The organism is Pseudarthrobacter sp. ATCC 49987 (assembly GCF_009928425.1).
Taxonomy (GTDB): Bacteria; Actinomycetota; Actinomycetes; order Actinomycetales; family Micrococcaceae; genus Arthrobacter.
Genome location: NZ_JAABNS010000001.1, coordinates 3,176,350 through 3,198,484, shown reverse-complemented (window position 1 = coordinate 3,198,484; position 22,135 = coordinate 3,176,350). Strand labels below are relative to the sequence as shown.

Annotated in this window: 18 protein-coding genes, 1 tRNA gene and 1 pseudogene; 9 read left to right on the top strand and 11 right to left on the bottom strand. The window is 68.0% G+C overall.

What is annotated here, in order from left to right:
* Positions 1 to 287 precede the first annotated feature (287 nt).
* From GXK59_RS14740 to GXK59_RS14720, 5 genes are all read left to right on the top strand, one after another.
* Positions 288 to 1,151 carry a winged helix-turn-helix domain-containing protein gene (locus tag GXK59_RS14740; RefSeq protein WP_160667883.1) on the top strand — a complete coding sequence of 288 codons (864 nt, stop codon included), beginning with the start codon at positions 288 to 290 and terminating at the stop codon, positions 1,149 to 1,151.
* Positions 1,152 to 1,464: 313 nt separating this feature from the next.
* Positions 1,465 to 1,668, top strand: a complete 204-nt coding sequence (locus tag GXK59_RS14735) for a dodecin family protein (RefSeq protein ID WP_160667881.1) — start codon at positions 1,465 to 1,467, stop codon at positions 1,666 to 1,668.
* Between the two features lie 55 nt (positions 1,669 to 1,723).
* The gene (locus GXK59_RS14730) at positions 1,724 to 2,251 is read left to right on the top strand and encodes a SixA phosphatase family protein (protein WP_160667879.1); all 528 of its coding nucleotides are present in this window, start codon (positions 1,724 to 1,726) and stop codon (positions 2,249 to 2,251) included.
* An 88-nt stretch (positions 2,252 to 2,339) separates the two neighbouring features.
* Complete coding sequence (locus GXK59_RS14725) at positions 2,340 to 2,918, top strand: hypothetical protein (protein ID WP_160667878.1); 579 nt, start codon at positions 2,340 to 2,342, stop codon at positions 2,916 to 2,918.
* A gap of 78 nt (positions 2,919 to 2,996) precedes the next feature.
* Entirely contained in the window at positions 2,997 to 3,938 is a 942-nt protein-coding gene (locus tag GXK59_RS14720; RefSeq protein WP_160667876.1) for an EamA family transporter, read from the top strand.
* Here GXK59_RS14720 and GXK59_RS14715 read toward each other — a convergent pair.
* The 5 genes from GXK59_RS14715 to GXK59_RS14695 all read right to left on the bottom strand — a co-directional run bounded on the left by GXK59_RS14715 (position 3,908) and on the right by GXK59_RS14695 (position 9,623).
* Positions 3,908 to 4,585: a hypothetical protein gene (locus GXK59_RS14715; protein ID WP_160667872.1), complete on the bottom strand. Its 678-nt coding sequence runs from the start codon at positions 4,583 to 4,585 to the stop codon at positions 3,908 to 3,910. The genes GXK59_RS14720 and GXK59_RS14715 overlap by 31 nt on opposite strands.
* A 24-nt stretch (positions 4,586 to 4,609) precedes the next feature.
* The gene (locus GXK59_RS14710) at positions 4,610 to 5,242 is read right to left on the bottom strand and encodes a TetR/AcrR family transcriptional regulator (protein WP_160667870.1); all 633 of its coding nucleotides are present in this window, start codon (positions 5,240 to 5,242) and stop codon (positions 4,610 to 4,612) included.
* Positions 5,239 to 7,299, bottom strand: coding sequence for a YhgE/Pip family protein (locus GXK59_RS14705; RefSeq protein WP_160667868.1), 2,061 nt, complete (start codon positions 7,297 to 7,299; stop codon positions 5,239 to 5,241). The genes GXK59_RS14710 and GXK59_RS14705 overlap by 4 nt, the downstream gene beginning before the upstream one ends.
* Entirely contained in the window at positions 7,296 to 7,982 is a 687-nt protein-coding gene (locus GXK59_RS14700) for an ABC transporter ATP-binding protein (RefSeq protein ID WP_160667865.1), read from the bottom strand. The genes GXK59_RS14705 and GXK59_RS14700 overlap by 4 nt, the downstream gene beginning before the upstream one ends.
* Before the next feature lie 183 nt (positions 7,983 to 8,165).
* Entirely contained in the window at positions 8,166 to 9,623 is a 1,458-nt protein-coding gene (locus GXK59_RS14695; RefSeq protein ID WP_160667863.1) for a dihydrolipoyl dehydrogenase family protein, read from the bottom strand.
* A gap of 186 nt (positions 9,624 to 9,809) precedes the next feature.
* On the opposite strand from GXK59_RS14695, the pseudogene GXK59_RS14690 reads away from it, so the two are divergent.
* Both GXK59_RS14690 and GXK59_RS14685 read left to right on the top strand, forming a co-directional pair.
* Positions 9,810 to 10,538 (top strand): annotated as a pseudogene (locus GXK59_RS14690) (FadR/GntR family transcriptional regulator); the annotation flags it as partial.
* Between the two features lie 94 nt (positions 10,539 to 10,632).
* A complete protein-coding gene (locus GXK59_RS14685) occupies positions 10,633 to 11,787 on the top strand; it encodes an IS1249 family transposase (protein WP_160664191.1) in 1,155 nt (384 codons plus the stop codon).
* A 149-nt stretch (positions 11,788 to 11,936) separates the two neighbouring features.
* Here GXK59_RS14685 and GXK59_RS14680 read toward each other — a convergent pair.
* Positions 11,937 to 12,010 (bottom strand) — tRNA-Arg (locus GXK59_RS14680).
* Positions 12,011 to 12,285: 275 nt separating this feature from the next.
* On the opposite strand from GXK59_RS14680, the gene GXK59_RS14675 reads away from it, so the two are divergent.
* Entirely contained in the window at positions 12,286 to 14,118 is a 1,833-nt protein-coding gene (locus tag GXK59_RS14675; protein ID WP_160667861.1) for a phosphoenolpyruvate carboxykinase (GTP), read from the top strand.
* A 464-nt stretch (positions 14,119 to 14,582) separates the two neighbouring features.
* Here GXK59_RS14675 and GXK59_RS14670 read toward each other — a convergent pair whose 3' ends face one another.
* From GXK59_RS14670 to GXK59_RS14655, 4 genes are all read right to left on the bottom strand, one after another.
* Positions 14,583 to 15,743: a globin domain-containing protein gene (locus tag GXK59_RS14670; protein WP_160667859.1), complete on the bottom strand. Its 1,161-nt coding sequence runs from the start codon at positions 15,741 to 15,743 to the stop codon at positions 14,583 to 14,585.
* A gap of 183 nt (positions 15,744 to 15,926) precedes the next feature.
* Positions 15,927 to 16,376 (bottom strand): RrF2 family transcriptional regulator, encoded by a 450-nt coding sequence (locus GXK59_RS14665; RefSeq protein ID WP_160667858.1) that lies wholly within the window; start codon positions 16,374 to 16,376, stop codon positions 15,927 to 15,929.
* 19 nt (positions 16,377 to 16,395) lie between these two features.
* Entirely contained in the window at positions 16,396 to 16,860 is a 465-nt protein-coding gene (locus GXK59_RS14660; protein ID WP_202129225.1) for a hypothetical protein, read from the bottom strand.
* A 46-nt stretch (positions 16,861 to 16,906) separates the two neighbouring features.
* Positions 16,907 to 18,325 carry a phosphomannomutase/phosphoglucomutase gene (locus GXK59_RS14655; RefSeq protein WP_160667857.1) on the bottom strand — a complete coding sequence of 473 codons (1,419 nt, stop codon included), beginning with the start codon at positions 18,323 to 18,325 and terminating at the stop codon, positions 16,907 to 16,909.
* A gap of 150 nt (positions 18,326 to 18,475) precedes the next feature.
* Between GXK59_RS14655 and GXK59_RS14650 the strand changes: the two genes are divergently transcribed.
* Positions 18,476 to 20,665: a RecQ family ATP-dependent DNA helicase gene (locus GXK59_RS14650; protein ID WP_160667856.1), complete on the top strand. Its 2,190-nt coding sequence runs from the start codon at positions 18,476 to 18,478 to the stop codon at positions 20,663 to 20,665.
* Here GXK59_RS14650 and GXK59_RS14645 read toward each other — a convergent pair.
* A complete protein-coding gene (locus GXK59_RS14645; RefSeq protein WP_160667855.1) occupies positions 20,610 to 22,118 on the bottom strand; it encodes an MFS transporter in 1,509 nt (502 codons plus the stop codon). The genes GXK59_RS14650 and GXK59_RS14645 overlap by 56 nt on opposite strands.
* Between the last annotated feature and the right edge of the window lie 17 nt (positions 22,119 to 22,135).

Genomic DNA, 22,135 nt, shown 5'->3' with positions numbered 1-22,135 from the left:
CATCGTGGACTTTGGCGTCCAGTGTTACTTGCAAGTTTTCATTGTTACGTTGCACACTTCAATTGTGAACAAGAACTCAACAGCACCTGCAGCCGCAGTTTTTTGGATCAGCGCACCCGCTGGTACCGAGAAGCGCTGTTGTCGAATGCACGCCTAACTTTTACACCCCAAAGGTTTCTAGGCATTCGCCCCCAGCCCAGCGTCGGGCGCCCCTCCCCAGTTTTCATTGCGGGGAAAAGTAGCATTCGAGCCGCGATGACGGCCATTCACATTGAGGTAAGCAATCCATGTCAGTTGCATCCGGATACGTCCACATCTCCGTCCGTAACGCCAGCAAGGCCGGCCAGGCCTCCGGTATCCGCCAGGGCTTCGGCGGCCGGGCATCCTTTGCCCCCGCAGGCGCCGGCAACAGCTTCCCCGCCCCGGGCTATGCGCCGCAGGGATACAACCCCAACTCCTACGGACAGCTCCGCGCTGTTCCGCCGGCACCGGCCACGGCCCCGACTCCCGTGATTGCCCCGGGGAGCGGCAGCCCCGTCCGTCCCGTCCCGAGCGACAACGTCGCCCGCGGGTTCGTGCTCTACATGGGGATCGACGAGGAAACCGCGGCGGCTGCCGGCACCTCCATTGCGAAGCTGGCCCAGGAAATCCGGGCCTACGCCCAGTCCCTGGTCTCCGGCGCTGAAAGCTACGCCGCCGTCGCCGTCGCCCCCGCCAGCGCACCCGGCTCGGCGCTCGACGTCGTCCGTTCCACCTTCGGTGACCCCACGGTGGGCGCCCGCCAGCGGGCCGAGACCGCCCGCCTGCAGCAGCCCCAGGACCCGCGTCCGTCCGGCGTGCTGATCGACCTTGCCCGCCGCGAAGTGGCGCTCGACGGCGAATCCCTGAACCTGACGTTCAAGGAGTTCGAACTGCTGAACTACCTTGTCGAGAACGGGACCCGCACCGTGGGCCGCGACGAGCTGCTCGAAGGCCTGTGGCGCAACGCCGAAGAGGTGCCCAACGAGCGGACCATCGACGTGCACATCCGCCGCCTGCGCTCCAAGCTCGGCCGCCTCGCCAACACCGTCCGGACGGTCCGCGGCCAGGGGTACCGGTTCTACGAGCACCCGGAAGTTGTGGTCTGGGCCGCTCCGGAATACTCGATCTAGCTTCCAGTCCACGAAAAGCGTCCGTCCCTCTACTGGGGCGGGCGCTTTTGCTTTCTCTGCGCGTTCCACGCGCACAGGCCGGCATTTTGCCGTGCCTTAGACACCTCCTTCGTTCCTCAGTCGGCGATGCGGCACTACGCAAAACGCCGCCCTCTGCGCTTGATGGGCATCCGGGGTAGCTCCCTTCCTGCTGAGAATGTGGCCTTTCGCTTCCTGCTGACCGAGGACTGGCCTTCGCGGCTGTTGGACTCTGTTGCGTTTCGGGGGTGCGGCGTAGGGTTTTTAGCGTTGAGCCGACTATTGGGAGGAAGACATGTCTGTTGCACGGATTACTACCCTGAGCGCGAACTCCAGGACCTCGTTTGATGCCGCCATCAAGGAGGGCGTCGACCGGGCCAACAAGACCCTGCGCAATGTCACGGGGGCGTGGGTGAAGGAACAGAAGGTTGAAATCAGCGACGGCGCCGTTGTTGCCTGGCACGTCGTGCTTGAAGTGACCTTTGTCCTGGACGATTGAGCGGCCTCTGAGGGGATGCGCGCCCGCGGAGAAGCCGCCGCACTAGGATTGATCCATGAGCGCGCATCACATCAAACGGCTGGTGATCATGCGGCATGCCAAGGCGGACTGGCCCGGCGGCGTCGCGGATCATGACCGGCCGCTCGAAGAGCGCGGCCACCGTGATGCCCCCCAGGCCGGAAAATGGCTGCTGAAGCACGGTGTGGTTCCCGACTTCATCCTGTGCTCCAGCGCCCTGCGCACCCGGCAGACCTGCACCTGGGTCTGCAGCGAACTTGGCGACAAGGCCCCGACGCCGAAACTCGAGGACGGGCTGTACGCCGCTTCAGCGAAGCGGATGCTGACGGTCATCAACCACGTCCCGGACACCGTGACCACCCTTATGGTGATTTCGCACATGCCCGGGGTCCAGGACCTCGCCATGCACCTTGCGTCCCGCGACTCCAACCACGACGCCTACATGGACGCCGCCACGCGGTACCCCACCAGCGCGCTGACCATCATGGAGACGGAGAAGTCCTGGGCCGAACTCGACGGCCGGGACGCGCGGCTGACGCAGTTCAAGGTCCCCCGGGCCAAATAACGCCCCGTCAGTGCTCCCTGCCCGAGTTCCGGATGCATAGTCATGCGGGCGATTCTGCGGTTTACTGATGCTGTTTACCCGTGGACGTATGGCGATCGAGAGAAAAGGCGGAATCATCGTGGATTCGGGACAGCTCATTGGGATCATCATCGGCGTCGTTGTGGTGCTCGCGATCATCGTCGTGGCAACCATGCTCAGCCGCAAGCGCAAGGTGGAAGCAAACCGCACCAAGGCCGTCGAAATGCGCGAACAGGCCAAGACCGACGAGATCGGCGCCAGGGAGCGCGAGGCGCAGGCTGCCCGGGCCGAAGCCGACGCCAAGCAGGCGGAAGTCGAAGCCGAGCGGCTGCGGGAGGAGGCCGCCGCGCGTCAGCAGGAGGCCGAGAAGGTCCGCGCCGGCGCGCAGGAACAGCTGGGGAAGGCGGACGAACTGGACCCCGACGTCGTCACCACCGAACACGATGCCCAGGGGGACGAGGTGCCCCGGGAAGCCGCCGGCACGGAAGAGCTGCGCCGCGACCGCAGCGCCCGGAACCCCTCCAGCGCCGAGCAGGCCTCCAACCCGGCCGGAGGCCAGGTTCACCACGGCCAGGCCCCCGCAAGCCAGGTCCCCCCGGAGCAGGGCAGCACCGATGAGCCCCGCAGCGATCATCCCCGGAACCTCTGACCCTTCACGCACCAGCCAACTGCGGCGCGCTGGCCCGATCCTGTCCCGGCGCCCGGCCGGAACCGGCATAGTGGCAGTGTGAACACTCGCCATTCCGCCCTGGCCCTGCTCGTCGCTGTGCTCTGGGGCGTCAACTTCGTCGCGATCGACCTCGGCCTGCACCCGGACGGCGCCGAGATGCCGCCGCTGCTGTTCGTGGCCATGCGGTTCACGCTGGTGGTTTTTCCCTGCATCTTCTTCATCCGGAAGCCGGATGCGGGCTGGAAGGCGATCATCGGCGTCGGACTGCTCATGAGCGCCGGACAGTTCGGCCTCCTGTACCTGGCCATGGCGCTCGGCATGCCCGCTGGCCTGGCATCGCTGGTCCTGCAGGCGCAGGTACTCCTGACGGTGCTGCTGGCGGCCGGGTTCCTCGGCGAGCGGCCGAGCCGGCGGCAGTTCGCCGGCGTGGTGCTGGGCGTGGCCGGCCTCGCTGTTGTGGCCGTTGGCCGCAGCCTGGTCGCGCCGGTGCTGCCACTCATGATCGTGCTCGCCGCGGCGCTGTCCTGGGCCGCCGGCAACATCGTCGCCCGGAAGGCGAAAGCGGCATCCGGGCTGGGGCTCGTGGTGTGGTCGGGGGCCGTCGTGCCGCTGCCCCTGCTGGGCCTGTCCCTACTGGTGGACGGCCCGTCTGCGGTGTCGCAGGCCCTGCTTCACGTCCAGCCCGTCACCCTGGCCAGTGCGCTCTACACGGCCATCTTCGGGTCCCTGGTGGGTTACGGAATCTGGAACAGGCTGCTGGGGCTGTACCCCTCCTCCGCCGTTGTGCCGTTTACCCTGCTGGTTCCGGTGGTCGGCATGACGACGGCGTGGCTCGTCCTGGGCGAGGTGCCGACGCCCGCCGAGGTCACCGGCGGGCTCCTCCTGCTCGCCGGGGTGGCGACGGCGGTGCTGCGCCCCTGGAATTTTCGCCGGCCGGATGTTCGACGGCGGGTGGTGCGCCCGGACGCTCAGCGCCGGGTCGACGTCCGGGCCGACTGAGTATTGGCCGGTTGGGATTTCGCTCCGGCCGTTTTGGCTGCGGGGCGGGCTGATGTCCGCGATGTTGCCGTGCGGGGTGCTGCGGCCCGGGGTGCTGCGGCCCGCGGGGCGGCCGGACTGCCGGCCGCGGATCTCGGCGCCGGCCGCGGGGCAGCCGTCCGGGACGGTGCGCGGCGGGCGGCCGCTTTGGGTGCCTGGCCCCTCACGGCAGAGGCCGGGCGCCGCCGCGGAGCACGGCCGGCGGCGCGCGGACGCCTTCCCCTGCCCGGCAGGACAGTTCCGGCAACGAGCAGCAGCAGGGTGGCTGCGCCGCAGGCGGCGGCGAGGTAGAAGTACAGGTCCGGATGGTCGGTATCCACCCGGGCCGACATCGCGTCCGGATCGGCGTTGAAGGCCAAACCCCACTGGCGAAGGAACGAGATGCCGAAGGCGATAAAAAGGATGCTCCCGATCCCGCTGGCGGCCAGGGTCCGGTGCCGCCGGCGGATGACCACCTCGGAGACGCAGGCTACGTACGCTGCGGCGGAGGCTGCCAGGAACCACAGGAACACCGTTTCGTGCAGCGTGATGCCGGTCAGCGCCAGCAGCGCCAGCGCGGCGAGAAACGCACCGATGGCAAACTTGCCGCTGATACCCATGTGGCCCATGTGACCAATCATCCCCGAGCGTGGCTATTTCACGATGTAGCCGCGCATGGACGCCATAATTGCCGTAACACTTTGCTCGCGGGTCCGCTCCGGGTTGTAGGTCTGCCGGTCCAGTCCCACCACAAAGCAGGCCCCGAAGATGGCGGTCTCCAGGCTGCCCCGGGACACGGCCGGATCCACCGGGTAAACGGCAGCCACCGCGGTAATCGCCGCCCCGACCACGGTGAGCAGCCGCCCGCGGAGCTCGGTGAAGGTGTCCTGCCACTCGCTGGGGGTCCGCCAGTTCTCGCTGACCCACAGCCGGGCGAAGGACGGGTACTCGTCCATGAAGTCCATGGCCTGCCCGATCATTTCGTGCATCGCCGCGAGCGGGTCCGCCGAATCGTCCCGGACGCTCAGCAGCCGTGCCAGCAGGATGTCCACCCCGTGGTGCAGCAGTTGGGCGATCAGGTCCGACTTGCTGCCGAAGTTGTAGTACACCGTGCCCTTGGAGACCCCGGCAGCTGCCGCGATCTCGTCGACGGTCACGCCCGCCACGCCGCGTTCGCCGATCAGTTCCATCGAGGCCTCGAAAAGCTTCTGCTTCGTCGCGTTGGTGCGGGCCGGCCGGAGCTTCTTCGCGGTTTCCGCCGTGCTGCTGTCCGTGCGGCTGCTCATACGGTGATCTCCGGTTTCAGGGACTTCAGGGTCCAGTACTTATGCTTCCGGACGGCCAGAGTGGACAGGGCCGTCCCCAGCAAAGTGTAGCCAAGCAGGCCCAGCATTGTGGGCAGGATGACGGCCAGATCCGCGCCGTAGATCAGGTGCCGCATGCCGTTGACCACGTACCCCATCGGCAGGATTTGATGCACCACGTGGAGCGGCTGGGGCGTTGTCTGCCACGGGAAGGTCCCCCCGGAGGAGACGAGCTGCAGCACCAGCAGGATGAGCACCACGAGCTTGCCGGGGGAACCGAGCAGCGCGACGACGCCCTGGATGATCGCGCTGAATGCCATCGCCGCGGCCAGCATGAGGAACCACATCAGCCAGGGGTGCGCAGGGTTGAGGCCCAGCCCCACGTCGACCACAAGGGTCAGCAGGCTCGCCTGGACAGCCGAGACGGCCAGGAACGGAAGCCAGCCGCCGACGGCGATTTTCCACGCCGGGGCGTTCGACGCCAGTGCCCGCTGGGTCACGGGCCGCATCGCCTGGATCAGCATAAAGACGCCGATCCACAGGGCCAGGGTGAGGAAGAACGGTGCCAGGCCTGCGCCGTACGAACCGGCCTTGGCCTGCGAGACGTTGCTGACGGCGACCGGATCCGCCATTACCTTGGCGAGGCTGTCCTTCTGGGTGTCGTCGGGGTTCGGGACCTGGCCGGCGCCCTTGGCGAGTTCAGCAGCGAGGGTTCCGGCGCCCTCGGAGGCCGTAGCCGACCCGCTTTCCAGCCGGGCCGCGCCGTCGTCGAGTTTCTGTGCGCCCTCGGAGAGTTTCCCCGCGCCGTCGAGTGCGCTCTGCTGCCCGGTGGCGAGCGTGGCGGCGCCGCCGGCCAGCTGGTCCGCGCCGGTGGACGCCTGGGTGATGGCGCCGCCGAGGGCTGGGGTGGCTTCCGCCAGCCTGGCCGCCCCTGCGCTGACGGCAGCGGAACCGTCTGCCAGTTGCTGGATCTGACCTGCCGCGGACTTCAGGGCGGCCGCCGGGCCCGGGGCTGCGGGCGGGGCTGCGTTCGCGTCGAAGTCCGCCAGGATTGCGTCCGCCTGGGCCGGGGTGATGGTCCCGGCGGCGACGAGCCGGCTGTTGGACGCGACCACCCGGCTGCGCTGAGCTTGGGCGGTTGCCTGGGCGTCCGCCTGTTCGGAGGCCGCCAGCTGGCCGGCCAGGCCCTGCACCTTGGTGTTGAGCGCGGCGTTGCCGGCCGCCACCTGCGCGGCGCCGTCCGCCAGTGCGCGGGAATCGGCAGGCAGGGTGGCGGTTTTATCCTTGAGCTGGGACAGTCCGCCGCTGAGCTGGGCTGCTCCCGTGCTGAGGGCGGTGGCACCGTCCCGGAGCCTGACCTGGCCGTTGTAGAGCCCGGCGGCGCCGTTCTTGAGATCGCCCGTGCCCTGGTGCAGGGTGACCGTTCCGTCGTGGAGGCTGGCGACCCCGTCGGCGAGTTGCCCGGCGCCGTCGGAGGCCTTGAGCATCTGCGAGTGGATGGTCCCGAAACCGGTGAGGAGCTGGTTGGCGGTCTCCGCACCCACCTCGGTGGCCACCGTGGTGTGCACGGCGGTGGTGAGCCTGTCCACGATGGTGCTCAACAGGTAGTTGTTCGCATCATTGGTGGTGACGTTGAGCATGGCCCGGTTGGCGGCGTCGAAGCTGCCGGGAGAGACGAGGTTCGCCGAGAAGTCCTTGGGGATCTTCAGGGCGAAGGCATACTTGCCCGTGCTCACGCCCTGGTCCGCTTCTTCGGTGTCGGAGACCGTCTGCCAGTTAAAGACATGCCCGTCCACGAGGCTGTCGGCGACCTTCCGGCCGGCCTCCAGCCGGGCGCCGTCGGCGGAGGTGGCACCGGTGTCCTCGACCACGAGGGCGGCATCGATCTGGTTCAGCTTTCCGTAGGGATCCCAGTTGGCGTAGAGGTACACGGCGCCGTAGAGCAGCGGGACCATGGTCAGCGCCAGGATGGTGAGCTTGGGCAGCAGGCCACCGGTCATGCGCTTGAGTTCGGAGCGGGCCAGCCGCAGAACAGTCACTTTGCGTCCTCAGTTTCGGGGGCAGCGTCTGCGTCGTCCTCGGGAGGAGAGCCCGCGGTGCCGATCGCGGCGGCCGGCCCGGTCCAGCCGGCCGGGATGTGCAGGACGGTGGCAACGACGGCGAGCGGGCGCCCGGCGTCGTAGGCCAGTTCCTGCAGCCGCGGCAGCCAATCGGCCGGATGGCCGTGGCGGTCCGGGGAGTCCACCACCAGCAGATCCGTGTGCGGGTTCGCCAGGGCAAGGGCAGTGAGCAGCTCGATCCGTCGGGCGGCGGGAAGCTGTTCGGTCCACAGCCCGGCGATGTCCTCGAAGCGGTTGACTTTGAGCCAGGGCTTGCTGAGCAGCGAACCCCGGTACCGGCGCGGGACCAGGGCCAGGTCCTCGGTGACGAGGTCGCGGACGCTCAGGTGCTGCTCGGGTTCGTTCACGCCCGGGGAATCCACGACGGCGCTCGCCTGCCGCAGGGTCTTGATCCTGGTGCTGCCGTCCCACTTCGAGCCGTCCCATTCAAAGCGCCCGCCGGAGGGTTTGAGCCGTCCGCTCAGGGCCAGGGCGAGGGCGGTGCGCTGGTCCTGGCGGTTGCCGGAGACCAGCAGGAGCTCACCGCGCCGGACCTGAAGGGAGGTGGCCGGCAGCAGCTCGTCCCGTCTGCCGTTCACGGAGAGCTGTTGCACGCGGAGCAAGGGTGGCCTTTCGCAGATGGATGTCTACGACAAGGCTAACTAAACTGACCGGTCAGTTCAAGTAGAAAGGGCTGGGTGTGATGAATCAGAGGGGCCGGGTCCCGTCCGCGGGCGGTTCCGCCGAGGTGAGACTTGGCGCCGATGTTTGTCCAAAACATGGGCGCGAAGTCACACCTCGGCGGCTCAGAGTCCGTACTCCTCGAGCAGCCGCAGCCAGACCTCGCTGATCGTGGGGTACGCCGGCACGGCGTGCCAGAGCCGGTCCAGCGGGACCTCGCCGACGACGGCGATCGTGGCGGCGTGCAGCAGCTCGGCCACATCCGGGCCCGCAAAAGTAGCGCCCAGCAGCACCTTCCTGTCCTCGTCGACCACCAGCTGGGCCCAGCCCTCGTACCGTTCGGAGTGCAGCGAGGATCCGGCCACCTGGATGGGCAGTTGCACGGAGGACACCCTGAGTCCATCGCGCTCCGCCTGGCGCACGGTCCGGCCCACACTGGCCAGTTCCGGATCGGTGAATACAACGTTGGGCACCGCGTAATCGTCGGCGGTCCGGGCAAAGCGGCTCCAGGGGGTGGCCGGGCCGCTGAGTTCGCCCCTGGCCCGGGCCGCGATGGCGTCGCCCGTCGCGCGGGCCCCGTACTTGCCCTGGTGGGTCAGCATGGCCTTCCCGGCGGCGTCGCCCGCGGCGTACAGCCAGGGGTCGACGTCGTTCCCGGAGGCTCCGGTAACCAGGCCGGTGGAGTCGGTGCTGAGCCGCAGTTCCTTGCTGTCCGCGGCGGCGAGGCCGACGCTTTCCAGCCCGATGCCTTCCAGGGCGGGATGCCGGCCGGTGGTGACCAGGACTTTGTCCGCCGTCACGGTGCTGCCGCCCTCAAGCTCAAGGGTGAGGGAGCCGTCGTCGTTCTCGCGGACGCTTGTGGTTCCGGTGTGAAGGTGGAGATCGACGCCGTCCGCCCGCAGCCCGGCGGCGACCAGCGTGCCCGCCTCCTCCGGGAAGGCGCCCAGCAGGCCGCCGCGGGCCACCAGGGTCACCGTGGCGCCCAGCCGGGCGAAGGCCTGCGCGAGTTCGGTGCCGGCCACGCCCCCGCCCAGGACTGCCAGTCGGTCCGGGATCTCGTGCGCGGATGTCGCTTCCCTTGTGGTCCAGTAGTCCACGTCGGACAGCCCGTCGATGGGCGGCACGGTGGGGGAGGACCCGGTGGCCACCACGACGGCGTGCCGTGCCGTGAGTGCGTAGCTGTTGCCGTCCAACCCCGCGACCTCGACCGTCCGGAGGCCGGTGATCCAGCCGTGGCCGCGGATCAGCTCGATCCCGGTGTCCTCGACCCACTTGACCTGGCTGTCGTCCTGCCAGTTGGACGTGAAGTAGTCGCGGCGCTTCAGGACGGCGGCTGCGTCCAGGGTCCGGGTGACGGCTTCCTCGGCGCCGGGCACTGTCTGGGCGCCATGCAGGGCTGTCCCCGGGCGCAGCAGCGCCTTGGAGGGCATACAGGCCCAATAGGAGCACTCGCCGCCGACAAGCTCCGCCTCGATCAGCACGGTGGTCAGCCCGCCCCGCACCGCGCGGTCCGCCACGTTCTCGCCCACGGCGCCGGCGCCGATCACAATGACATCGAAATCCCGTTCAAACAGTGCCGTCATGGCAGAAGCCTACGCCCGGCGCCGTGCCGGCGAGCGTCGCCAAACACCCTTTGCAGGACGTGGGACCACCGCTACTGTGGGGACAATACTTGGGGGAGGGGCAGGGCGATGACGGCAGGCAACTTGTCCGCAGGCGGACCGGCCACGGGCGGCGGAACCGCAGCGGGCGTATCGAGAACGGTCGGCATGAGTGCCGCGGGCGTCGGCAGGCCGATGCCGCAGGCGAGATTCAGTGCCCAGGCCCGGCTGCGGGCCCTGCAGGCGGACATCATGGAGCTTATCCTCGAGCGTGAACTGGAGGCCGGAGATCCGCTGCCGACCGAGAATGAGCTCTCCGCCGTGCTGGGAGTCGGCCGCAACACCCTGCGGGAATCGCTGAAAGTGCTCCAGGCACTGGGCGTGATTGAAATCCGCCACGGCTTCGGCATGTTCGTGGCCCCGAACAATTTCGACGCGCTCGCCGACGGCCTCACGTTCCGGGGCCGGTTGTCGCTGCGGCACCACGGCCAGGAAGCCCTGCAGCTCGTGGAGGTCCGGCAGGCGCTGGAGTCCGGGCTGATTGCCGGTGCCATGGACCTGATAACGGTGGAACATCTGGCGGCCGTCGAGGAATCCGTCCTCCGGATGGAGGCGCTGGCCGGCTCCGGAGAGAACTTCGTGGAGGCCGCCGCCGAATTCCACCGCCGCCTGTTCGAACCACTCAACAACGAGCTGCTGGTGAGTCTGCTCGGCGTCTTCTGGCAGGTAAACCGGCGGCTCCACGTCGAGCTGGGCGCAGCGGAGGGGGTCGATCTCCTGGCAGAAGCGGCGGTGCACCGGGGGATCTATGAGGCCGTTTCGACCGGGGACAAGGTTCTCGCGGCCCAGCGGCTCCACAGCCACTTCGACGGTATCCGGCGCCGGATCAGCCAGGCCAGGGTTAGCGGCCAAAATGTGTGTATGAGATTGGCTTGGTTGCCAGTGTTCGCGCGGGTTGTAGGGGTGTGCACATGCTTTGAAAGCATGTGGAGTGACGGTTCGATCAAATCAGCCCCGGTGTGGTGTATGTGCTCAGAAGCTTGTGAAGAACGGTTCGACCAGTGCCGGGCGGACGAGATGGCGGTGTAGGTCGTGTGGTGCTTCGAGTACTCAATCCCGGGTTGATGTCACGAAGAGGGCAGAGTTCACGGCCTTCATTTCCTGGATCACGGGGAAGCAGCGGCAAGGCGCCCACGCCGGCTCGGAGAGGACCTTCAGGCGCCGGAGTGCCTGGTGCTGGAATGTCGCCCCGGCGGCCGCGCGGACCGGGGAAATACACCCGGTGATCATGCTCGATGGCACCTACTTCAACGGCTGGTGCGTCCTGGTCGCTTACACCGGCGAGCACGTCATCGCGTGGCAGTGGTGTGACCGGGAAAAGCACGCCTCGTGGGCTGCGCTTCTGCGGCAGATCCCGGCCCCGGCGGTGGCCGTCGTGGATGGCCACAAGGGCCTGGAGAGCGCCTTGAGGGAACACTGGCCGGAAACGAACGTTCAACGGTGCCTGTTCCATATCCGGCAGAACATCCGCACGCATCTGACGATGCGTCCGAAGCTCGATGCCGGTAAGGAACTACTAGCCCTGGCCAAGGCACTCACCCACGTCACGGACCTTGACCAGGCCGCCGCCTGGTCCGGTGCGTTCGCTTCCTGGGAGGCCCGCTGGGAGAGCTTCCTCAAGCACCGGACCTACGCGAAGAAAACCGGCGCCAGGCCCTCACACATCGGACCGGCACAGACCTGGTGGTACACACATCTGGGCCTGCGCCGGGCACGGGGAAGCCTGGCCGCTGCCATCAAGGCAGGGCACCTCTTCACCTGGCTTACCAGCGCTACCGAAGGCCAGCAGATCGCCCGGACGACCAGCCCGCTGGAGGGAGGAATCAACGCAGGCCTCAAAGACCTTCTGCGGAACCACCGCGGCCTCAGCGAAGACCACGCCACACGCGCCGTCGACTGGTACCTCTACCAGCACACTGAATCACCCCAGGACCCTTGGGACCTCGTGAAACCACACCACTGGCAACCCCAAAAGAAGGAGTCAAAGGAGGTGGAGGAGCCCATCCAACCGGCCCTCTACGACACAGCCTTCAGCTTCGAAGACGGCAACGGAATCCAGCAAGGATGGGGCGGAAGAAACCGGTGACACGCCCAAGCCATACACACATTTTGGCCGCTAACCCCCAGGCCATCTCCCCGTAGCGGTGCGCCACAGGTCCGCCGTCGAGGTTAAACAGACGTCGAGGGTTAAACAAAAGATCCGCACCGGCGGACCGGTGCGGATCTTTCTCTCTGTGCGCCCAAAGGGATTCGAACCCCTGACCTTCTGTTCCGTAGACAGACGCTCTATCCAGCTGAGCTATGGGCGCATTCTCAGTTCTTGGAACTTCTCGCTCCCCGAACCTCGAATTACTTTACGCGAGGTGGGGCCGTAGTTACAAATCGAGACGGGTGTAATCTAGCCGACTAGACCGGTCTACGTGACCTTAGTCACAAAAAGAGGGCTTTTGGTGCGCGTGATTCCGCGGATTTCCGGGGTTTTTGATTTCCGGCCCCCCGGACATCCCACATCTTGCCCCATTTTCGGGGGGTGATCTAGCCCTACATTTAGGACACACGACTGAACCCGAGGAAGGGAACCGTAATGGGAGATTTGGCGCGACTGCCGTTGCTTGAAAAAGCACCCACCACACATGCTGGCCTGCTGGCATGGGTTGAAGAGGTAGCTGAACTGACCCAGCCGGACCGGATCCACTGGGTAGACGGCTCCGAGGAAGAGAACACCCGGCTCACGGACGAGCTCGTCGCCGCGGGCACGCTGACCCGCCTGAACGAGAAGCTGTTCCCCAAATCTTTCGCGGCATTCTCCGATCCCGCCGATGTGGCCCGCGTCGAAGAGCAGACCTTCATCTGCTCCGAAAACGAACGCGATGCCGGCTTCACCAACAACTGGATGGCTCCGTCGGAGATGAAGGCGAAGCTGCGCGGCCTGTTCAGCGGCTCCATGCGCGGACGCACCATGTACGTCATCCCGTTCGTCATGGGCCACCTTGACGCCGAGGATCCCAAATTTGGCGTGGAGATTACGGACAGCGCCTACGTTGTCGCCTCCATGCGCATCATGGCCACGATCGGCACCGAGGTCCTGGCCAAGATCACCGCCACCAACGCCTTCTTCGTCCCGGCCCTGCACTCCCTGGGCGCACCGCTGGCCCCCGGCCAGGCCGACGTCGCGTGGCCCTGCAATCCGGACAAGTGGATCGTGCACTTCCCCGAGGAACGCTCCATCTGGTCCTTCGGCTCCGGCTACGGCGGCAACGCCCTGCTGGGCAAGAAGTGCTACGCCCTGCGCATCGCCTCCGTGATGGCCCGCGACGAGGGCTGGCTCGCGGAGCACATGCTCATCCTCAAGCTGACCTCGCCGGAGAAGAAGAACTACTACATCTCTGCCGCGTTCCCGTCCGCCTGCGGCAAGACCAACCTTGCCCTGCTGGATCCCACCATCGAGGGCTGGGAGGTCGAAACCCTCGGTGACGACATCACCTGGATGCGGATCGGCAAGGAAGGCGAACTGCGCGCCACCAACCCTGAGGCCGGCCTGTTCGGTGTCGCCCCGGGTACCGGCTGGGGCACCAACCCCAACGCCATGCGCGCCATTGCCAAGGGCCACAGCATCTTCACCAACGTTGCCCTCACGGACGACGGCGGAGTGTGGTGGGAGGGAATGACCGACGAGGTCCCGGCGCACCTGACCGACTGGCAGGGCAACGACTGGACTCCGGCGTCGGACAAGCCCGCAGCCCACCCGAACTCCCGTTTCTGCACCCCGATCTCACAGGTCGACATGCTGGCCGAGGAGTACTTCAGCCCCGACGGCGTGGAACTCTCCGCGATCCTCTTCGGCGGCCGCCGGAAGACCACGGTTCCCCTGGTCACCCAGGCCCGCAGCTGGACCAACGGCATCTTCATGGGCTCCACACTCTCCTCCGAGACGACGGCCGCTGCTGCAGGCCAGGTCGGCGTGCTGCGGCGTGACCCGATGGCCATGCTGCCGTTCATCGGCTACGACGCGGGCGACTACCTGAAGCACTGGATCAGCGTCTCCGGCAAAGCCAACCCGGAACGCCTGCCCCACATCTTCCTGGTCAACTGGTTCCGGCGCACGGCCGACGGCGGTTTCGCCTGGCCCGGCTTCGGCGACAACGCACGTGTCCTCAAGTGGGCCATCGAGCGCATCGAAGGCAAGGCGGACGCCGTCGAGACCCCCATCGGCTTCGTGCCGGCCGGGCACTCGCTGGACCTCACGGGCCTGGACCTCACGCACGCCCACGTGGAAGACGCCGTCCGCGTGGACCGCGAGGAGTGGGACACCGAGCTCGCCTCCATCGAGGAGTGGTACGCCAAGTTCGGCGACTCCCTGCCCAAGGCGCTGCGCTCCGAGCTCGAGGGCCTGAAGGAACGCATGGCCGCGCACTAGCAGCCAGCAGATCCGACGACGGCGGCCCCGCACCTTGCGAAAGGTGCGGGGCCGCCGTCGTACTCCCATCGTTTGCGGCGTACTCTCATCGATTGCTCCGAAACGGCCCCTATGATGGCTCAAAAGGGCCGTTTCGGAGCAGCCGATGAGTCCTTAGCTGGCGAGCCGGCCGCAGGGGACTTAGCGACCTACGCCGCAGCCGAGAGGGCGCCGCACTCCATGGGATGCAGGCTGGTCAACTTCCATGGCGAGCATGGCGAGCCTGGCGACGAAGCTGACCGGGCGCGGGCCTGGTCGCCCGCCGTCTACGAACGGAGGCGGGGCGCGAAATCCAGCTACGCCCCCGGCAACCGCCTGCGCTTCGGCCACACGATCACCGGCATGCCGTCGTACTCTCATCGATTGCTCCGCAACGGCCCTTATGAGGGCTCAAAAGGGCAGTTGCGGAGCAACCGATGAGTACCTTAGCTGGCGAGCCAGATGTCCGGGCCGAAGACCTCGTAGTGGATCTTCGTCGCGGGAATGCCGGCGTTGATGGCCTCGTTGCGGATGCTCTTCATGAAGGGCAGCGGGCCGCACAGGTACAGCGAGGCGTTCGCGGGGAGGTCCACTTCGCGCAGTGACATGAAGCCCTCCCTGGTTCCGGCGACCGGGCGCTCGAGCCAGAGCTGGAGGTCGGCGCCGTCGAGGCGTTCGACGTCGTCCGTCATCTGGGAGCGCAGCGCCCAGCTGTCCAGATCGCTTTCCGCGTGAAGGACCAGGACCTGGCGGTCCGAGCCGGATTCGGCGAGGGAGCGCAGGATGGACGCGGTGGGGGTGCAGCCGATGCCGGCCGAGGCCAGGATCACCGGGCTGTCGCCGTCCTTGAGCGTGATCTCGCCGTAGGGGTTGGAAATCTCAAGGACGTCGCCGACCTCGACATTGTTGTGCAGCACCGGGGAGACCTCGCCGCCGTCGTCGATCTTGGTGGTGAAGCTGCGGCTCGTGCCGGCGTCGCCGGAAAGGGAGTACTGGCGGACCTGGCGAAGGCCGTCCGGCAGGGTGACTTTGACACTGACGTACTGGCCCGGGAGGGCGGGGGTGATGGGGGTTTCGTCGGCCGGTTCCAGGGTGAAGGTCATGGAGCCGGTGCCGGCGGGGGCCTTGGCGGCGACCTTCCACGGGCTCCACATCACGCCGTTGGCCTGCGCGGCGTACAGGCCCTTCTCGAGCTTGATCAGCGCGTCGGCCATAAGCCAGTAGACCTCGGTCCAGGCTTCGGCGATTTCCGGGGTGATGACCTCGGCCAGGTCCTCGGCGATGGCGGCGAAGAGGTGCTCGTAAACCACCTGGTACTGCGGTTCGGTGATGCCGAGGGAGGCGTGGCGGTGTGCGATCCGGGCGAGCACGGTTTCCGGCAGGGTTCCGGGGTTGTTCACCAGGTGGGTGGCGAAAGCGGCGATGCTTCCGGCCAGGGCCTGCTGCTGGTTGCCGTTGCGCTGGTTGGAGCGGCTGAAGAGCCCGTCCAGCAGTTCCGGGTGCGCTGCGAAGAGGCGGGCGTAGAACTTGGGCGTGATTTCACCGATCCGGGAACCGACCAGCGGGAGGGTGGCCTCGATGACGGGGAAGGACTTGTCCGAGAGCATGTTGACTCCTGAGATAGTGGCCCGGGGTCTTCAGCCGGACCGATGAAATACCTGTATTTCAAATGCAAGTATTAGTACCTCAGTTCTACATGGCGTAGAAAACAACTTCAATTCGGGGGGATTCCCGGGCGTGGCGGGTGGGGCGCGTGGCCCGGGTGGACGGGGGCTGGCACGGGCTGCGGTTCAGAGGCCGGGGCGCAGGCCGATCGCCTGGAACACCGGCGCCATCTGCCGGGAGGTCGGCAGGGACGCGACGACGATGTCGTCCAGTTCGCGGTAGAAGGCCTCGCGGGCCCGGGAGAGGGCGCCGCGGAGGAGGCATTCGTTGATCAGCGGACACGACCCGCCGGCGCCGACGCAGTCGGCCGGGTCCGTGCGGGTGTCCAGTTGGCGCAGGAGCTGGCCCACGGTGGCCATCCGGCCGGCGCTGCTGAGCCGGGAACCGCCGTGCCGGCCGCGCTCGACGTCGATCATGCCCAGTTCACGCAGCTTCGCCATCGCCTTGCTGACGTGGTTATACGGCGTCGCGACGGCGTCGGCGATGCTCTGGGTGGTGAGGAGCCCGCCGTCGGGAGCGGCTGCGAGCACCATCATGGCGCGCAGGCTCACATCCGCGAAGGCGTTGATCTTCATAACGCCAGTTTACGGCGGTCTAGTCCACCCAGACGCCGGGCTCGTTGGTATCGGCGGAGAGCTCGCCGAATTCCAGCTCACGGGTCGCCGGGTTGGCGGCGTAAGGCAGGACCGCGGCGAACAGGGAGCCGTCCCGGTGTTCCGCGGCCACGTGGATGGCGTCCGAGGTTTCTTCCAGCAGGGTGATGTCACAAACGATGGCCGCGGCGCGGAACTCATCCCGGTGCTGCCGCAGCAGTTCCGTGAGGTCGCTGATCATCGAGTCCGCGTCGAAGTCGGCATCCATGCCCTCCGCCGCGTCGGCGGGCGTGACGGCAACCAGCCGGACCTCGCCGTCGTTCTCGACCACGAGGGCGAACGGCAGGAACCCGCCGTTGCGCTCGAGCTGCTCCTGGGCGGCGCCGACCCCGGTGCCGAGCAGGTTCTCCAGGTCGGTGGCGCTGGACTCCGGGACGCTGTCGCGCCACGACCCGCCAGCGGACACTGTTGCAGGCTCAGTTGCGGCCTCCGCCGGCAGCTCCGACACGGTCCTAGCCCCGGACCAGCGCCAGGACGCGGTCGCGGACACGCTCCATGGTGGCGGTGTCCGTGGCCTCGACGTTCAGGCGCAGGAACGGCTCGGTGTTGGAGGGGCGCAGGTTGAACCAGTAGCTGCCGTCCGTGGCGATAAAGGTGCTGCCGTCGAGGTAGTCCACCTCGACGTCCTCGGAATGGAAGTCGAGGCGGACCCGTTCCACGGCGCCGGCCTTGTCTTCGATTTCCGAGTTGATCTCGCCGGAGGACATGTACGGCTCGTACTCGCGGCCGAGATCGGACAGCGGTCCGTCCTGCTCGCCGAGGGCGGCCAGGACGTGCATCGCGGCAAGCATGCCGGTGTCTGCGTTCCAGAAGTCACGGAAGTAGAAGTGGGCGGAGTGTTCGCCGCCGAAGATGGCGCCCTCTGCCGCCATCACGGCCTTGATGAAGGAATGCCCGACGCGGGTGCGCACTGCCCGGCCGCCGTGGCGTTCCACCAGTTCGGGGACGGCACGGGACGTCAGCAGGTTGTGGATGACGGTGGGGTTGGCCTCGCCGAGCCCCTGGGCGCGGGCAATCTCGCGGCGGGCCACCATTCCGGTGATCGCGGACGGCGAGACGGGCTCGCCCTTCTCGTCGATGACGAAGCAGCGGTCGGCGTCGCCGTCGAAGGCCAGCCCGATGTCCGCGCCGTGTTCGACGACGGCGGCCTGCAGGTCGCGCAGGTTCTCCGGTTCCAGCGGGTTGGCGGGGTGGTTCGGGAAGGATCCGTCGAGCTCGAAGTACAGCGGGATGATCGCGAGGGGGAGCTTGGGCAGCAGGGCGTCGCCGAGCACCGCGGGCGTGGTGAGGCCGGCCATGCCGTTGCCGGCGTCCACCACCACCTTCAGGGGGCGGGAGCCGCGGAGGTCCACGAGGCCGCGAAGGTACTCAGAGTAGCCCTTCAGGACGTCGTGGACGCCGATCAGGCCGCGCGTGGCTGCGGCGGGGATGGATCCGGCGTTGAGGTATTCCTCGGCGCGGGCCTGGATTTCCTTGAGCCCGGATTCGGAGGAGATCGGCTCGGCGCCGGCCTTGGCCATCTTGATGCCGTTGTACTCGGCGGGGTTGTGGCTGGCGGTGAAGGTCGCACCGGCTGCGTTGAGCGCACCGCAGGCGTAGTAGAGCTCATCGGTGGAGATGAGGTCGAGCAGCTGGACGTTGGCTCCGCGCCGGGCGGCACCGTTGGCGAAGGCCTTGCTGAACTCGGGGGAGGACGGGCGCATGTCGCCGCCGACCAGCACCGTCTTGCCCTCCAGCTGCAGGACGTCGACGAACGCCGCGCCCACAGCCTCGACGATCTCGGCGGTGATCGATTCGCCGACAATGCCGCGCACGTCGTAGGCCTTGAAGGAGGCCGAGAGGTCATAAGTCTTTGTCTGGTCCGTAGTCACGCGTCTTATCTTACGTTGCAGCCGAATCAGGCTGTGGAGGAGTGCTGGCGGTGTCCTGCCGCCGGGCCCGCTGTGATTGTCCACTGTGATTGTCCACATAGCGGCGGCCGCGACTTCGCGGCTGTCGGAGGGGGCTGGGATACTGAAGCAATGGCCAATAACCAGAACGCTGCAGTCCTGTCCGCTTCCCCCAATGCTGCCGCCGGGCGTGGCGGGACACGGGAGCAGGCCCAGGAAGTGCTGCGCGAGCTGGTCGGGCACCCGGCCGCGGAGTTCCATGACGGCCAGTTTGAGGCGATCGAGGCCCTCGTCGACGGCGGCCGGCGGGCCCTCGTGGTGCAGCGCACCGGCTGGGGAAAATCGGCCGTGTACTTTGTCTCGTCCCTGCTGCTGCGGCGACGCGGTGCCGGGCCTACCCTCATTGTCTCGCCGCTGCTGGCCCTCATGCGCGACCAGGTGGCGGCCGCAGCGCGGGCCGGGGTCCGCGCCGTGGCCATCAACTCCGCCAACCAGCTGGAGTGGGACACCGTCCGTGAACAGCTCGCGGCGGACGAGGTGGATGTCCTGCTGGTCTCGCCCGAGCGGCTGACCCACCCCGCGTTCCGGGAGAACCAGCTGCCCGAGCTGATCCGCCGCACCGGGCTTCTGGTCATCGATGAGGCCCACTGCATCTCCGACTGGGGCCATGATTTCCGCCCCGACTACCGGCGCATCGCGGACCTGATCACCCAGCTGCCGGAGTCCGTTCCGGTGCTGGCCACCACCGCCACCGCCAACTCCCGGGTGGTCCACGACATCGAGGAGCAGCTGGGCGCCGGTGTGCTGACCATCCGCGGCGCCCTGGGCCGTGAGTCGCTCCGGCTGGGCGTGCTGCGACTGCCGGACTCCCGGGACCGTCTCGGCTGGCTGCTCACTCATCTGAAGGACCTGCCCGGCAGCGGAATCATCTATACCCTGACGGTCTCCGCCGCCGAGGATACCGCCCGGCTCCTCGCCGAAGCCGGACATGAGGTACTCGCCTACACCGGACGCACCGACCCCGCAGACCGGGAACGCGCGGAGCAGCTCCTGAAGGACAACCAGGTCAAGGCGCTCGTGGCCACGTCCGCCCTCGGCATGGGCTTCGACAAGCCTGACCTCGGGTTCGTGGTGCACCTTGGGGCGCCGTCCTCGCCCGTGGCCTACTACCAGCAGGTGGGCCGTGCCGGCCGTGGCGCCGCGAACGCCGACGTGCTCCTGCTGCCCGGCTCCGAGGACCGCGACATCTGGCAGTATTTCGCCACGGCGTCCATGCCCTCGGAGGAGAAGGCCGGTGCCGTGCTGACCGCCCTCGCCGACGCGGGGACCGCTGTGTCCACGGTGGCGCTGGAGGCGCGGGTGGATCTGCGCCGGACCCCGCTGGAGCTGCTGTTGAAGGTTCTGGCGGTCGACGGCGCCGTGGAGCGGGTGGGCGGCGGCTGGCGTTCCACCGGCCAGTCCTGGACGTACGACGCCGAGCGGTACAGCCGGATCGCGGAGGCCCGGGTGGACGAACAGGATTCGATGGTGATCTACCAGGACACCGCGGGCTGCCGGATGGAATACATCACCTCGGTCCTCGACGACGAGACCGCCCGCGCCTGCGGCCGCTGCGACAACTGCGCCGGGCAGTGGTTCCCGGCCGACATTGCCGCCTCGGCCACCGAAGCCGCGGGCCAGACCCTGAGCCGCGCCGGTGTTCCGCTGGAACCCCGGCTTCAGTGGCCCAGCGGCATGGACCGGCTGGGCGTGCCGGTGAAGGGCAAGATCAAGCCCGAAGAAAGCGTTGCCGGCGGCCGTGCGCTGGCAAGACTCACGGACCTGGGCTGGGGCGGCGCCCTGCGCGAAGCCTTCGCCGCGGGAGCTCCCGACCGGACGGTGGACCCCGGCATGCTCCAGGCGTGCGTCCAGGTGCTGCGCGAGTGGGGAGCCGGCGACACACGCACGCCGGGCTGGAGCGGGGCAGGCCGGCCCGCCGCGATCATCAGCGTCCCGTCCCGCGGCAAGCCCGCCCTGGTGGACTCGCTGGCCCGGGGCATCTCCGGGATCGGCCGGATCCCCTATCTGGGGCAGCTGCAGCTCGAGCACGGCGGACCGACCGGCGGGCGCGGAGGCAACAGCGCCTACCGGCTGGCCGGGGTTTGGGACCGTCTCGTGGTGGGGCCGGAACTGGAGGCGGCCCTGGCCGGGATCCAAGGCCAGAGCGTGATGCTGATCGACGATCTGGTCGACAGCCGCTGGACCGTGACCGTCGCCGGCCGTGCGCTCAGGCTCGCGGGCGCCGGGGCCGTGCTGCCGCTGGTGCTTGGCCAGGCCGGCTGACCTCGGCTCCGGCGTGCCGTGGCAGCGTCAGGCTGTCAAGGGTGCTCAGGAGCATGAACACCGCAATCGCCAGGAACGCCGCCCGGTACGGCGCCACCGGATCCCCTGCGGCAGCGCCCGCCGCGCCCGCCGCGCCCAGCCACGGTCCGCCGGCCGGGAAGGCCCGGATCAGCAGGGCCCCGATCGCGATCCCGGCCGCGGCGGCGAGCTGCACGAGGGTCGCGGACACGGCGTTGGCGGAGGGCAGTTGGGCGGGAACGACGTCGGCGTACTGCACCGAGGCGTAGGCCGAGAAACCGATGGACCGGAAGGCCCCGCTGGCCACGAGCAGGGCAAAGATCAGCGGCTCCGGTGTGCCGGCGTCGAGCAGGGCGCACAGGGCAAAGGTTGCCGCCGACGCCAGGGACGCGAAGACCAGCACCGGTTTGAAGCCGAAGCGCCGGATGAGCGGGGTGGTGGCCGGTTTGATTCCGATATTGCCGACGAACACCGCCGCGACGAGGACCCCGGCGCGCAGCGGATCCCAGCCGAAGCCGTTCTGGAACATCAGCGGCAGCAGGAAGGGCACGGCACTGATGGTCAGGCGGTAGATGAAGCCGCCCGTCGCCGTGGCGCGGAACGTCCGGGCGGAAAAGACACCCAGATCGAACAGGGGGGAGCGGGTCCGCCGCATCCACCAGACGGCCGCGGCCAGGAACAGCAGCCCCGCGGTGATGCTGAGAGCCGCGAAGGCGCCGGACCCGCGGCCGCCGGCCAGCTCCAGGCCCACCACGACGGCCCCCACGCCCAGGGTGGTGAGGGCCAGCCCCAGCCAGTCCAGGCGCCGGGTGCGGTCGCCCGGGGCGGCCGGAACCAGCCGCAGCGCCGCGAGGAACGCTGCGAGTCCCAGCGGGAGATTGATCAGGAAGATCCAGTGCCAGGACAGGAACGTTGTGAGCGCGCCTCCGACGAGCGGGGCGAGGACAGGGGCCAGCAGGCCGGGCCACACCAGGTATGCCGTGGCGCGGAGCAGATCCTTTTTTGCTGTTCCGCGAAGCACCACCAGGGTGCCGACGGGGACCATCATGGCCCCGCCCGCGCCCTGCAGCACCCGGCTCATGGTCAGCATGGCCAGGTCCTGGCTGAGCGCGCACAGCAGGGAGGCCGCAGTGAACGTCGCAATGGCCAGGCAGAACACGCGCCGCGCGCCGAGGCGTTCGGCCAGCCAGCCGCTGAGCGGGATCCCCATCGCCACCGTCATCAGGTAGGCGGTCATGGTGATGTTGACGTCCGCTGAAGGGACCGAAAAGTCCGCCGCGATGCTGGGGATCGCGGTGGTCAGGACGGTGCCGTCCAGGAACTCCATAAAGAAGGTCGCAGCGACCAGCAGGGCCAGGCGGGGGCTCCACTTGTCCACTGGCCTGCCGGAGGGTGTGCCGGAGGGCGTGCCGTTAGGTGGCGAGGGCTCGCTCATGCAGGGGCCGTTCCGAC

Bases quoted from the DNA above. Each gene is read 5' to 3' on its own strand.
- GXK59_RS14645 (WP_160667855.1), bottom strand. From the start codon at position 22,118: ATGAGCGAGCCCTCGCCACCTAACGGCACGCCCTCCGGCACACCCTCC.
- GXK59_RS14665 (WP_160667858.1), bottom strand. From the start codon at position 16,376: ATGAAGATCAACGCCTTCGCGGATGTGAGCCTGCGCGCCATGATGGTG.
- GXK59_RS14725 (WP_160667878.1), top strand. From the start codon at position 2,340: ATGGCGATCGAGAGAAAAGGCGGAATCATCGTGGATTCGGGACAGCTC.
- GXK59_RS14740 (WP_160667883.1), top strand. From the start codon at position 288: ATGTCAGTTGCATCCGGATACGTCCACATCTCCGTCCGTAACGCCAGC.
- GXK59_RS14735 (WP_160667881.1), top strand. From the start codon at position 1,465: ATGTCTGTTGCACGGATTACTACCCTGAGCGCGAACTCCAGGACCTCG.
- GXK59_RS14715 (WP_160667872.1), bottom strand. From the start codon at position 4,585: ATGGGCCACATGGGTATCAGCGGCAAGTTTGCCATCGGTGCGTTTCTC.
- GXK59_RS14650 (WP_160667856.1), top strand. From the start codon at position 18,476: ATGGCCAATAACCAGAACGCTGCAGTCCTGTCCGCTTCCCCCAATGCT.
- GXK59_RS14730 (WP_160667879.1), top strand. From the start codon at position 1,724: ATGAGCGCGCATCACATCAAACGGCTGGTGATCATGCGGCATGCCAAG.
- GXK59_RS14710 (WP_160667870.1), bottom strand. From the start codon at position 5,242: ATGAGCAGCCGCACGGACAGCAGCACGGCGGAAACCGCGAAGAAGCTC.
- GXK59_RS14695 (WP_160667863.1), bottom strand. From the start codon at position 9,623: ATGACGGCACTGTTTGAACGGGATTTCGATGTCATTGTGATCGGCGCC.
- GXK59_RS14670 (WP_160667859.1), bottom strand. From the start codon at position 15,743: ATGCTCTCGGACAAGTCCTTCCCCGTCATCGAGGCCACCCTCCCGCTG.
- GXK59_RS14675 (WP_160667861.1), top strand. From the start codon at position 12,286: ATGGGAGATTTGGCGCGACTGCCGTTGCTTGAAAAAGCACCCACCACA.